The sequence below is a fragment of the Brevibacillus composti genome, from assembly GCF_016406105.1.
Lineage (GTDB): Bacteria > Bacillota > Bacilli > Brevibacillales > Brevibacillaceae > Brevibacillus > Brevibacillus composti.
Map to the genome: position 1 here is coordinate 1,053,049 of NZ_CP066308.1, position 12,446 is coordinate 1,065,494.

The 12,446-nt window shown below is 55.9% G+C and carries 10 protein-coding genes; all 10 read left to right on the top strand.

Going from position 1 to position 12,446, the window contains the following annotated elements; all coding sequences use genetic code 11:
- Positions 1-12 precede the first annotated feature (12 nt).
- The 10 genes from JD108_RS05555 (at position 13) to JD108_RS05600 (ending at position 12,445) form a co-directional block, all read left to right on the top strand.
- Entirely contained in the window at positions 13-2,268 is a 2,256-nt protein-coding gene (locus tag JD108_RS05555) for an S-layer homology domain-containing protein (RefSeq protein WP_198828914.1), read from the top strand.
- Positions 2,269-2,569: 301 nt separating this feature from the next.
- On the top strand, positions 2,570-4,075 hold the full coding sequence (locus JD108_RS05560) for a sensor histidine kinase (RefSeq protein ID WP_198828915.1): 1,506 nt from the start codon (positions 2,570-2,572) through the stop codon (positions 4,073-4,075).
- Positions 4,072-4,764, top strand: a complete 693-nt coding sequence (locus JD108_RS05565; protein WP_198828916.1) for a response regulator transcription factor — start codon at positions 4,072-4,074, stop codon at positions 4,762-4,764. Before JD108_RS05560 ends, JD108_RS05565 begins: the two co-directional genes overlap by 4 nt.
- A 120-nt stretch (positions 4,765-4,884) precedes the next feature.
- Positions 4,885-5,358, top strand: coding sequence for an S-layer homology domain-containing protein (locus JD108_RS05570; RefSeq protein ID WP_198828917.1), 474 nt, complete (start codon positions 4,885-4,887; stop codon positions 5,356-5,358).
- The gene (locus JD108_RS05575) at positions 5,327-6,328 is read left to right on the top strand and encodes an aromatic acid exporter family protein (RefSeq protein ID WP_198828918.1); all 1,002 of its coding nucleotides are present in this window, start codon (positions 5,327-5,329) and stop codon (positions 6,326-6,328) included. The genes JD108_RS05570 and JD108_RS05575 overlap by 32 nt, the downstream gene beginning before the upstream one ends.
- A gap of 197 nt (positions 6,329-6,525) precedes the next feature.
- The gene (locus JD108_RS05580) at positions 6,526-7,581 is read left to right on the top strand and encodes an ornithine cyclodeaminase family protein (RefSeq protein WP_198828919.1); all 1,056 of its coding nucleotides are present in this window, start codon (positions 6,526-6,528) and stop codon (positions 7,579-7,581) included.
- 42 nt (positions 7,582-7,623) lie between these two features.
- Positions 7,624-8,745, top strand: coding sequence for an aminotransferase (locus JD108_RS05585; protein WP_198828920.1), 1,122 nt, complete (start codon positions 7,624-7,626; stop codon positions 8,743-8,745).
- Between the two features lie 83 nt (positions 8,746-8,828).
- Positions 8,829-10,241: a YfcC family protein gene (locus JD108_RS05590; RefSeq protein ID WP_198828921.1), complete on the top strand. Its 1,413-nt coding sequence runs from the start codon at positions 8,829-8,831 to the stop codon at positions 10,239-10,241.
- Positions 10,242-10,285: 44 nt separating this feature from the next.
- Positions 10,286-11,443 carry a M20 metallopeptidase family protein gene (locus JD108_RS05595; RefSeq protein WP_198828922.1) on the top strand — a complete coding sequence of 386 codons (1,158 nt, stop codon included), beginning with the start codon at positions 10,286-10,288 and terminating at the stop codon, positions 11,441-11,443.
- Positions 11,444-11,479: 36 nt separating this feature from the next.
- Positions 11,480-12,445: a threonine ammonia-lyase gene (locus tag JD108_RS05600; protein ID WP_198828923.1), complete on the top strand. Its 966-nt coding sequence runs from the start codon at positions 11,480-11,482 to the stop codon at positions 12,443-12,445.
- Position 12,446 lies beyond the last annotated feature (1 nt).

Here is a 12,446-nt window from a genome sequence, read left to right on the forward strand (position 1 = left end):
GGTTGGACGAACGTGACGAGTAAAAAGCAGTCCTGGTGCATGATTGCCGGACTGTCTACGGCAGTGTTGTTGACGTCATTTGCAGTGCCATCGGGAGGGCACATGGCAGGGGGAGGAGTTGCCTATGCGGCGGAAGCGGCGAGCAAGGCTGCTACCCTGACCAAAGAGCAAGCCATTCAAAAGGCGCAGAGCTATGTGAAGATTCCCGCCGACTACAAATTGGCAGATGCGAACTTTTTCGATCCGGAAAAAGAAGGGTATTTTATGGAAGGGCCATCCTGGCGACTGTACTGGGACCAAGGAAATAAGGGCCGGATGTCCATGACCATCGACGCGGTCACCGGACAACTGCTCCAGTACTACACCTACGGAGACGAGAATCGCAAGAGTGCCGACGCTGCGGTAGGAGAAGAAAAGGCGCTTGCGGTCGCAGAGGAATTTCTCCAGAAGGTATTGAAGGCCGAGGAGATGGCGAAGCTCTCCAAACCGAACGAGTTCAGCCGTCCCCGCTTCACCAGCTGGAACGAATACGGATTTAGCTTCACGCGCATGGAAAATAACATCCCCTTCTTGGAGAATGGGGTAGATGTGACAGTATCTCGGGACGGCGCGATCGCACGCTATGACCGCATCTGGAGTCCGGGTCCGCTGCCGGAGGTAGGGGAGGTGCTCTCGCAGGAAGAAGCGGAAAAGCAATTGGCCGAACTGACCAGACCTTCGCTGGTTTTCGCGGAAAAATCGTTCCTGACCGGAGATCACGAAGTGGATTACGGCAAGTATCAGCTCGTATACCGCTACACGGACAAGGACCCGCAGTTTCTCGACGCGAGGACCGGAGCGGCGCTGAACCTGTTGGGACAGGAAGCGGTCGCGGAAGACATACAGCCGCTGGGCAGCACGGTGAAAAAACCAATCGACGATGAGAAGACGATCACCAAAGAGGAAGCGCAGAAGATCGCGGATCAGGTAATCAAGCTCCTCCCGGGATCGTATCGCTCCGAGGGAAATCGGGGGAGCGGGGGCAGTACGGGACCGGATGGCATCACTCGCCGCAGTTGGAGCTTTGAGTACACGCCTCTCCATATTGAAGGGAAGACGGTCAACAAGGTGGAGCTGGAGATCGGGGACCGCGGGGAATTGGTAGGCTATTCCAGCAACGAGCGCCGCTACCCGAGAGAGACAGGCAAGATGATCGACAAGGCCGTTCCCTATGAGCAAGCAGTGGAAAGCGCGATAAAATTGGTGAAGACGCTGCTGGCAGACCAGCTCGGGGAAATCTACCTGATCGACCGGGCTCCGTCTGCCAAAGAGTTGGCGTTAATGCATGAGCGCGGCCAGTATTACACGATTCCGTTCGGCAAGATGAAGGGCGGCATTCCCATCGAGTCGGCGGAGTTCGAAGTGGTCGTCCATCCCGAGACCGGGGAAGCCGAATCGCTGAATCTGTGGAGAAGAAGCCACTCTTTTGCGGCTGAAGAGACCGCCGCCAAAATCGATCGGGAAGCTGCCAAAAAAGCGGAACAAGAACGGAAAAAAGTCATGCTCACCTACCTCCTGCCGCAAATGAACTACTACGGAGGCACACCTGTAAAACGAGAGCCTGTGCTGGTATACCGCTATGTCGGCGAGCGGGGCGTGGTAGATGCGGTGACGGGCGAATGGGTGAATCTGGACAAGCTGAACACCAAATCGGAGCCAAGCGACATCGCGGAACACCCCGACCGGGAAGCGCTGGTCTATGCGTGGGAACAGGGGATGTTCACCGTTACCGACGGAAAGCTGGAACCGGATCAGGAGATGACGCGCGGCGAAGTCGCGAAGATCGCGGCCAAACTGCTCGATCGCATCGAATTCCACCGGGTGCATTACGTCTACTCTGGCAGAGACGAAGAGGAGAAGCCCTATGTGTTTGAAGATGTAGACAGCAAGCACCCGCTGTATGGCGTCATCCAGAAGAGCCTCCAGTACGGTTTGATTGCCAAGGAAGGGAAGCGCTTCGAGCCGGATCGGTTGATCACGCGAGCTGAGATGGCGGATTTGATCGCGAGGCTGCTGGGTTATGGCGACCTGTTGAACAAGACGGAGATCTTCACCGTACCTTACGGCGATTTGCAGAAACAGTCCGTGCCGGCGGCGGCCATCGCGTACGCCCACGGGCTGATGACAGATAAAGGAAAACAAAGCTTCCAGCCTAATGCGACGCTTACCCGTGCGGATATGGCCAAAATCATCGAGCAGCTCATGGAGCTGAAGAAAGAGGAGCGGTAACGGCTGAAAGGCGCAGGACTTTGCCGATCGGATGGAGATGCTGGAAGAGGTATGGAACCGACTTGATTTCTTTGCGAAAAAGAACGGACGAAGAGCAGGCTGTCGACGATTTGAAGTCGACAGCCTTTCATTTTTTCGTTATGGTACAGTAAAAAACAAAACGGTTGTAACAAACCAGACAGAGAAAGAAAATGGAGGTGATCGCTCCCATGGCTGATCGCCGCGTTCTCATTATCTGCGGAGCATCGCGCAGTGAGAACCGCTTGCTGTTTACTTTTCATGAGAGCTTGGAGGAGTATCTGTGTCGATTCGGCTTCGTTTGCTGCTTTCCTATACAGCGATGCTGCTCGTGACCGTGCTGTTATTTGTGGCGGCCGTTTTTCTCATTGCGGTCGCCGTGACGGGTGACGTGCAGCATGTGCGCGATCTGTTTACCAGCCGCTACGCCGTCATGCCGCTCACGGAACCGGAGGAGACGGTGTCCGTCGAGACCAAATTTCTGGGCAAAGACAGTCCCGAAAAGCTGCTCGACCCCCGCTTGCTCCAGGAGCTGGAGCAGCGGCTGGAGCCCGTGAATGCGGGCCTCCTCGTCCGCAGGGGCGGGGAGATCTATTACGCCTCACCGGTGCTGCGGGTGCCGGGGATGGATCAAGTGCTGCCGGGCTATGAGTTTGGCAATATTCATGTGCGGGACATTTTGGAGACAGATGGCCGCTATTTTGCCTACGTCAAATTTGATTTTACCTATTCGGACAAGACCGCAGGCGGCGTCTACGTGATGAAAGAGGTCAGTCCCTACGCGGAGCTGGCCCGGAGCCTCCTGCCCGTCTTGATTCTGTTTTTGCTCTTGATGCTGGCCCTGATGAACGGCCTGTTAAATCTGCATGTCTCCCGCAGCATTGTCCGGCCGCTGAACAAGCTGAAGACGGCGGCGGAGCGAATCCGTGACGGGGAGCTCGATTTTCATGTCGATTCCACCCGGCGCGACGAGATCGGCCAGCTCTCCCAAACCTTCGAAGACATGCGGAAAAAGCTGAAGGAATCCGTCGAGCTTCAGCTCCAGTACGAGGAGAACCGCAAAGAGCTGATCTCCAACATCTCGCATGACCTAAAGACCCCGATCACGTCCATCCTCGGTTATGTAGAAGGCATCCGGGACGGCGTGGCCGATACGCCGGAGAAGCTGGACAAGTATCTGGATACGATCGCCCGCAAGGCGAAGGGGATGGATCGGCTGATCGACGAGCTGTTCTTGTACTCCAAGCTGGATCTGGGCAAGCTGCCGTTTACCTTCGAGCGGATTGACATCGAGCGTTTTCTGGACGACTATCTGACGGAGCTGCAGTTCGACCTGGAGGAGCGGCATGTCGCCCTCCGCTGGGAAAAGCAGGGGCTGGCATCGGCTGCGGGGCAGAAGGCGGGACCCGGCCAGGAAAAAGCCGTCGTCCTGGCCGATCGGGAAAAGCTGAGACGCGTGCTGGCCAATATCGTGGACAACAGTCTGAAATACATGGACAAGGCTGAAGGGCAGCTGAGATTTGATCTGCGGATCGGGGCAGACGAGGTGGTGATCGAGGTGGCGGATAACGGCCCGGGCATCGCACCGCAGGATATCCCCCACATCTTTGAGCGCTTCTACCGTGGGGAGAAGTCGCGCAACGCCGATTCGGGGGGAAGCGGGCTGGGACTGGCGATTGCCCGCCAAATCGTGCACGAGCACCGCGGCTTCATTGCCGCGAAGGCTGTCCCGGGCAAAGGAACGACGATCATCATTACCCTGCCGCGCGAAAAGGGGGCGGAACGATGAACAAGAAAATACTGATCGTAGAAGACGATATCAGCATCGCGGAGCTGCAGCGGGACTACCTGGAAGTAAATGGTTTCTCCGTCCATGTGGAGCAATCCGGGGAAAGCGGACTGGCCCAAGCGCTCGAAGGGGATTACGACCTGATCATCCTGGATGTGATGCTGCCGCATGTGGATGGTTTTGAGCTCTGCAAGCAGATTCGCGCGCGCAAGAATATCCCGATTCTGATGGTCACCGCCAAGAAGGAAGAGATCGATACGATCAGAGGCTTCGGCTTGGGCGCGGACGATTACGTCATCAAGCCGTTCAGCCCGGGAGAGCTGGTCGCCCGGGTCAAGGCCCATCTCGCCCGCTACGAGCGCCTGCTGGGCGGAAAAGAGGAGCAAACCGACGAAATTGAGATCCGGGGCTTGCGGATCGACAGGGCTTCGCGGCGCGTCTATGTCCATGGAGCGGAGGTCTCTTTTACGACGAAAGAATTTGATCTGCTCACGTTTTTTTTCACCCATCCCAATCGCGTGTTCAGCAAGGAGCAGTTGTTCGAACGAATCTGGGGGATGGATTCGGCGGGAGATATCTCGACGGTGACCGTCCATATCCGCAAGCTCCGGGAAAAGGTGGAGGCAGACCCGTCCCATCCGCAGTACATCGAGACGGTGTGGGGGGCGGGCTATCGGTTTACCGTCTAGTTTACCAAATGTTTTGCTCCGTTTAAGATTTATTTAAGAACAGCTTTAGGCGGGGGTTAGATTTGCCTTTTATTCTGGGAGAGAGAAATAATCCCTGGAATGGAAGGAGCGTCTACTCAGATGAAACAGATAAACGCGAAAAGATTCACCGCCCTGCTGGCGACAGCGGCGATCAGTACCGCTGCCCTGCTCCCTGCGCAAACGGCTGGAGCGGCAGGAGTTTTTACCGATATGAATGAAGCGGGCGCGTACCAGGCGGCTGTCCAGGCCCTGGTGGCCCAGCAGGTATTGGCCGGATACGGGGCTGACCAGATCAAACCGCAGCAAACTGAAGGACGCCTCCCTGGTGCCGGGCACCACGTATCTGGTAGCGCCGGCAGGAGACTGGGCCGTGGCGGAAGGCGTGTCGGTCACCTTCGAATAAATGGTGAACAACAGAGAGTCTCTCCGCGCGAGGGGCTCTTTTTCCTTTGTTTTCGACGAGGTTTTTGCTACTGTAGAGAGGACGTACTGATCGATTCTGTCGATCAGCAACATGGACAGAGACTGGAATGGTGGAATCATGGCTTTGAGGCTTGGCTATCGTACCATTAAAACGGCGATCGGAACCGGCGTGGCGATCCTGATTGCCCAGAAACTGGGCCTATCCTTTTACGCTTCGGCGGGCATCATTGCGATCCTCTGCATTCAGGTGACGAGGAAACAGTCGTTCCGCGCGGCGCTGAACCGCGTCCTCGCCTGCCTGCTGGGCTTGGCGGTAGGAATCGTACTTTACGCCTCGCTCGGTTTTCAGCCCGTGACGCTCACGATTATGATCTTGGCTTTTTTGCCGCTGGCGGTCCGCTTCGGGATCCAGGAGGGGTTCGTGACCAGCATGGTCGTGCTGCTGCATCTCTATTCGGTGCAGAGCATCGACCCGGCCGTCATCCTCAATGAGCTGTTCTTGATTCTTATCGGGGTGGGGGTGGCGCTTCTGGCCAATCTCTACATGCCCAGCCTGGAAAAGGAATTGAAGGGGATGCAGGCCGCCGTCGAGCGCAACTTCTCCCGGATTATGCAGGAGTTTGCCTACTATCTGCGCCACGGCCAAAGCAACTGGGACGGCCATGAGATGATCGAGACAGAGAAGCTGCTGCTCGAAGCGAAAATGCTCGCTGCACGGGATGAGGAAAACCGGTTTGGACGCAAAGGGGAGGATACCTACTACCAGTATTTTCTCATGCGGCAAAAGCAGTTTGATTATCTGGAACGGATGCTGCCCGTCGTCTCCAAATTACATGCACAGGTGCCAGAGGGACAGCAGATTGCCGATTTTCTCGACCACCTGAGTCACTCCATCCACCCCGGCAATACGGCGTACCGCTTTCTGGACAAGCTTCATGCCATGCGGGAAAAGATTCGCGAGACGCCCCTGCCGCAGACGCAGGAGGAATTCGAGACGCAGGCAGCGCTGTTCTATCTGCTGCGCGAGATCGAACAATACCTTTACATCAAGCACAAACTGGGGAAAAGCAGCCCCGCACCCAAAAAGGATCGAGAAAAAACTCGGCAGGGACAAGCGTGACCCGCTGCCAACCTACGGCCCGTATCGCATAGATACCGGGCCGTTTTTCGCCTCGCCGGACTTTTCCGCGAGAGGTGCGCCGGAGCGAATCTAAAGTTTTTGCAATGGTTACGATTGCGTTTTCTCATTTTTGTGTTTCTTTCGACTATGGTACTGTAAGTCCAAAGAACAACATGAGAGAAAAGGAGTGTTGTCCGTTGTTGCCTTTTCGCGTCATCAACCAGAAAACGATCGAACAGATTTTGGACATGGCACGTGTCATTGAGAAAGTGGAACAAGCATATACCTTGAAAGCCCAAAAGGAAGCGACCCTGTTTCCGATGGTCTTCCATGAATTTGAACCGGGCAAAGCGGATATGGACATCAAGTCCGGCCATCTCACCGGCGCCAATATTTTTGGCTTGAAGGTGGTTTCCTGGTTTGGCGAGAACACGGAGAAAAATCTGCCCCAACTCATCGGTACCGTCATGGTGCTGGACAGCCGGACGGGAGCCCCGCGCGGCATCCTCAGCGGCGAGCATATCACCTGCATGCGCACCGGCGCAGCGGGAGGGATCGGTGCCAAGTACCTGGCGCGGCCGGAATCGGAGCATCTGCTCCTCGTCGGTACCGGACATCAGGCACCTTTTCAGATTTTGGCCACGCTGACCACGATGGAGAATGTGAAAAAGGTGTCTGTCTACAATGCGCGTTCCTACGAGAGAGCGCAGGCCTTCTGCGAGAAGATTCAGGAGAAGCTGCTCCAGATGGTAGCGGATCAGTACAGCGGCCAGGACGAGCTGCGTGAGACGTACACGAAGCGCTGTCAGATTGAGTTTGTCCCCGTCGAAAACATCGAACAGACAACCAAAGAGGCCGATATCATCATCACCGCCACTTCTGCACGTCAGCCACTGATCAAGCGAGAGTGGGTGCAGCCAGGGACGCATATTACCTGCGTCGGAGCCGACATGGAAGGCAAGCAAGAGATCGATGAGCGTCTGTTTGCCGAGGCGCGCGTCTTCGTAGACGATGTGACGCAGTCGGTCAGCGTAGGGGAGCTGGAGACAGCGATCAAAAAAGGCATCGTGACACCTGACGTCATCGTGGCCGAGATCGGTGAAGTGATTCTTGGACGCGTCCCCGGACGACAATCGGCTGAGGAGATTACGATCTTTGACAGCACGGGCATCGCTATCCAGGATCTGCTCACCGCCAATCTCGTGCTGGACGAAGCGGAAAAGCTGGGGGCAGGCACTGTCGTAGAGATCTAGGATAGGGGACGACCCCGCAAATAAAGGAGGAGAACGAGCGAGATGCAAGTAAAGCCGTTTCAAGTGGAAGAGTGGATGAACGAGTACGAGATGGATGCGGTCTACAACATCGCGGAGACCTGCGTAGACTCTTTGACGCTGGAAGAGCTCATCCGCCTCTCTGACGAACCGGAGGCCTTTTTCGGGGAACTGGCAAAGATGAAGCTCACTTACGGACATATCGAAGGCTCGCCTAATTTCCGCTCCCTGGTCGCCGGACTGTACAAAACCGTGAAGCCGGAAAATGTAATCGCGATGAATGGTGCGATCGGGGCCAACTTTCTCCTGCTCTACTCCCTGGTCGAGCCGGGCGATGAGGTAATTTCTGTCCATCCAACCTATCAGCAGCTATACTCTGTGCCGGAATCCTTCGGTGCTGATGTCAAACTGTTGAAGCTGCTGCCGGAGAATGGATTTTATCCTGACCTGGACGAACTGAGAAGTCTGGTCAGTCCGAAAACGAAGCTGATCTGCATCAATAACCCCAACAACCCGTCTGGTGCATTGATGGGCGAAGAGATGCTGCGCGAGATCGTAGAGATCGCCCGGAGTGTGGATGCCTATCTGCTCTGCGACGAAGTGTACCGGGGCTTGCATCAGGATCCCGAAGTAGTGATCCCCTCTATCGCCGATCTGTACGAAAAAGGGATCAGCACGGGCAGCTTGTCCAAGGTATTCTCCCTCGCCGGACTCCGACTGGGCTGGATTGCGGCGCCTGCCGACGTGATCAAAGAATGCCTCAAGCACCGGGACTACAACACGATCAGCTGCGGCATGATCGACGATGTCCTCGCCGTCCACGCGCTGAAAAACTACGACAAGATCATGGAGCGCAACCTGGGGATTGTCCGCACCAATCTGCAGATTCTGGACGAGTGGGTGAAGCAGGAGCCGCGGGTCTCCTATGTCAAGCCGCAAGCAGGGACGACGGCCATGCTGAAGATCGAGATGGACATGCCTTCGAAGGATTTTTGCATCGATCTGTTCAAGACGACCGGGGCCTTTTTAACACCGGGAAGCTGCTTTGACATGGAAGGGTATGTACGGATCGGCTATGCTTGTGGGACCGAGGTGCTGCGGCAAGGGCTGGCAAAAGTATCTGAATATCTGAGAGCTCACCAATAAGTGTGGGCTTTCTTCATACCTTTTGATGAATAATTATAATAAAGTATGTTATAATTAAACAAATTAAAGGAGGGTAAAATCTGATGGCGCAACTTGAATTGAAACCAAAATCATCCACATCCAAATTGCTGGAAATCAACGTGTTTGTCCTGCTTTTTGCTGTACTGGCAATCTCCGTCATCCTCACGTACGTCATTCCCGCCGGGGAATACGCCCGGGTGGATGTAAACGGCAGAAGTGTCGTCGACGCGCAATCATTCCAATTTACCGAATCATCGCCCGTGAAGCCGCTTGGTCTGGTCAACAGTGTCCACACCGGCATGGAGGAAGCGTCGGGCATCATCTTTTTCGTTCTGATCATCGGCGGGACGTTCGGTATCTTGACAGCGACCGGGGCCATTGAGGCTCTAATTGTCACACTATCCAAAAAATTGCAAAATCAGGAAAAGTGGCTGATCCCGATTATGATGTTCTTCTTTGCCATGGGAGGTTCGCTGATGGGGATGGCGGAGGAGACGATTCCGTATATCGCCATTATGATCCCGCTGGCGATCGCCTTAGGCTTTGACGCGATCACCGGAGCCGCCATTGTTTTGGTCGGCGCCTCTGTCGGATTCACTTCGGCGGTGATGAATCCGTTTACAATCGGCGTTGCCCAGGGACTTGCCGAGCTGCCTACGTTCTCCGGGGCCGCTTACCGCATCGGGATTTTTGTGGTGATGTACATTGCTTCTGTGGCTTTTGTCTATCGCTACGCCATGAAGGTGAAGCGAGACCGCGGCTATGGTTTTTTCGGCAACTTCGAAGGCAAAAATGCCACAGAGATGTTCAGCGGCGACGCCGTGCTCACCACTCGTCACAAGGTGATTCTCAGCTTCTTTGCCCTCAACTTTTGTGTGCTTGCCTATGGCGTCATCAAATACGGCTGGTATATCACTGAAATTGCCGGACTTTTCCTTCTTTTGGGAATTATTATCGGGATCGCCGGAAAGCTGCCCGCAAACACCGTTGTCGATTCCTTTATAAAGGGTGCAGCCGGGGTACTGGCCGGAGCGCTGGTGATCGGGGTAGCCCGCGCGATCGTGGTCGTGCTGAACGACGGACATATTCTCGATACGATCCTCTACTATGCAGCAGCTCTGATCAATGAGATTCCGCCTGCTTTGACTGCGTTTGGCATGCTCGTGCTGCAAACGATCATCAGCTTCATCGTCCCGTCCGGAAGCGGCATGGCCGCCCTGACGATGCCGATCATGACGCCGCTCGCCGATCTGGTTGGCGTCACGCGGCAAACCGCCGTCCTCGCCTATCAATTCGGCGACGGCATTTCCAATATTTTTGTCCCGACCTCCGGGTACTTCATGGCGGGGCTGGCCATCGCCGGCATCCCTTGGGTGCGCTGGATGAAATGGATTCTGCCGCTGCTGGCGATCCACTACGCGATTGCCACCGCCGCAGTAATCATCGCGCAATTGATTGGCTACGGACCTTTTTGATCCGTTATAATACCATGTGACTACTTTTTCAGGAGCGTGATCGTATGACGACTGCCTTGTGCACGCCTTCGCTTGCGGAATGGGCGATTCAACACCGCCGTTATTTGCATCAACATCCAGAATTGTCTGGAGAAGAGTTTGAGACGGCGGCTTACATCCGAAAATGTCTGGAAGAACTGGGCATCGAGATTCTCGATTATCCGGCGCCGAACGTCGTCGGATTTTTGAAAGGGACTGAAGGGAAGAAAACCATTGCCCTTCGCGCCGATATTGATGCGCTGCCGATCGTGGAGGACGGCGACAAGCCGGGCTATATTTCCAAGCGTCCGGGAGTCGCTCATGTGTGCGGCCATGACGGTCATACCGCGATCCTGCTCGCGGCGGCCAAATGGATGGCGGAAAACAGGCAGGAAGTGAAATCGAACGTCCTGTTCCTGTTCCAATCCTCCGAGGAAATGCTGCCCAGCGGGGCGGAAAAACTGGTCGCCCAGGGAGCGATCGACCAGGCGGACGCGGTGTTTGGCCTGCATCTCTGGCAGCCGTTCGAAAAAGGAAAGATCGGGATTACCTACGGGGCGATGATGGCTTCGGCGGATGACTACCGCATCGTCATCGAAGGAAAAGGCGGCCACGGCTCCATGCCGCATGAGACGGTCGATCCGATCTACATCGCCAGCCATATCATCGGCGCTCTGCAGGGGATTGTCGGCCGCCGGATGAATGCGATCGAGCCGGTCGTCATCTCCGTCGGCAAGATCGAGGCGGGGACTACCTACAACATCATCCCGAGCCAGGCGTTTATGTCCGGGACGTTCCGCACGCATTCGGAGTCGACCCGCCAAGCGCTGGCGGCTGAAATGAAGAGCACGGTCGAAGGCATCTGTGCCGCTTTTGGCGCCAAAGGCACCTTGGAAGTGGACTGGGGGACGCCTGCGCTGGTGAACGACAAAGAGATGAGCCAGTTCGTGGAGCGCGTAGTTACCGAAAATATCGGAAGCGATCTGCTGGTTCATGTAGACCCGGTCATGGGCGGCGAAGACTTCTCTTACTACCTGCAAAAGAAGCCGGGGGCTTATGTCTTCATCGGCATGAACAGCGAAAAGAGCGCGTATCCCCATCACCATCCGCGCTTCGATATCGACGAAGAGGCGATTCCGACCGCGGTCAATCTGTTTATCCAGCTCGTCCGCGAGTTTGCCTAAAGATTGCGTAGAGTTGCCCAAGAAGGAGTTGACAGCATGTTATCCGTTTCTTTTTTGGACGTTGTGAAAGCACATAAGGATTTGCAAGGACAGGTGACGAAAACGCCGCTGCAGCATTCCGCCGCGCTGTCCGCAGCAGCGGGAGCGGACGTCTGGCTGAAGCTGGAGTGTCTGCAGAAGACCGGCTCCTTTAAAGTGCGGGGAGCCCTGAATAAAATGGCCTCCCTGAGCGAAGAGGAGCTGGCAAAGGGCGTGATTACGGCATCTGCCGGGAATCACGCCCAAGGCGTGGCGTATGCGGCCGCCCTGAAGGGGATCTCGGCTTTGATCGTCGTGCCCAAGACGGCACCCGAGACCAAAAGAGCCGGCATCATGCGATACGGAGCCGAATTGGTCGTCTACGGAGACAACTACGATGAGGCCGAAGCCCATGCGTACCAGTTGGCCGAAGAGACCGGCCGAACCTTTGTCCATGCGTTCGAGGACGATCACATCATCGCCGGGCAGGGGACGGTTGGATTGGAAGCACTGCTGGAGGAGCCGGATTTTGATACGATCATCGTCCCTGCAGGCGGCGGCGGGCTGATCTGCGGGATTGCCACAGTGGCCAAAGCGATCAACCCGGCGATCAGAGTCATCGGGATTCAGACCCACGCTTCGCCGCCGTGGTATTACTCCTTCCGCGCCGGACATCTGGTCGACGTGGAGTACAGCGATTCCCTCGCCGACGGTCTGCACGGAGGCATTACCCAGGGGAATCTCGAGCTGGCGCTGAAGATCGTCGACGATATTCTGCTCGTCGAAGAAGAACATGTCGGACAGGCGATGCACTGGCTGGCGAAAGAGCATCATCTGATGGTAGAGGGCTCGGGAGCTGTCGGTGTCGCCGCTCTGCTGCAGGGGGCAGTCCCCGGAGTGGCGGGCAAAAAGGTGCTGAACATCGTCAGCGGCAGCAATGTCGATGCGGGCAAACTGGCGAAGCTGATCGAGAGGTACCAGTAAA

Coding starts and splice junctions, on each gene's coding strand:
- JD108_RS05565 (WP_198828916.1), top strand. CDS start 4,072: ATGAACAAGAAAATACTGATCGTAGAAGACGATATCAGCATCGCGGAG.
- JD108_RS05570 (WP_198828917.1), top strand. CDS start 4,885: ATGAAACAGATAAACGCGAAAAGATTCACCGCCCTGCTGGCGACAGCG.
- JD108_RS05575 (WP_198828918.1), top strand. CDS start 5,327: ATGGCTTTGAGGCTTGGCTATCGTACCATTAAAACGGCGATCGGAACC.
- JD108_RS05585 (WP_198828920.1), top strand. CDS start 7,624: ATGCAAGTAAAGCCGTTTCAAGTGGAAGAGTGGATGAACGAGTACGAG.
- JD108_RS05590 (WP_198828921.1), top strand. CDS start 8,829: ATGGCGCAACTTGAATTGAAACCAAAATCATCCACATCCAAATTGCTG.
- JD108_RS05595 (WP_198828922.1), top strand. CDS start 10,286: ATGACGACTGCCTTGTGCACGCCTTCGCTTGCGGAATGGGCGATTCAA.
- JD108_RS05600 (WP_198828923.1), top strand. CDS start 11,480: ATGTTATCCGTTTCTTTTTTGGACGTTGTGAAAGCACATAAGGATTTG.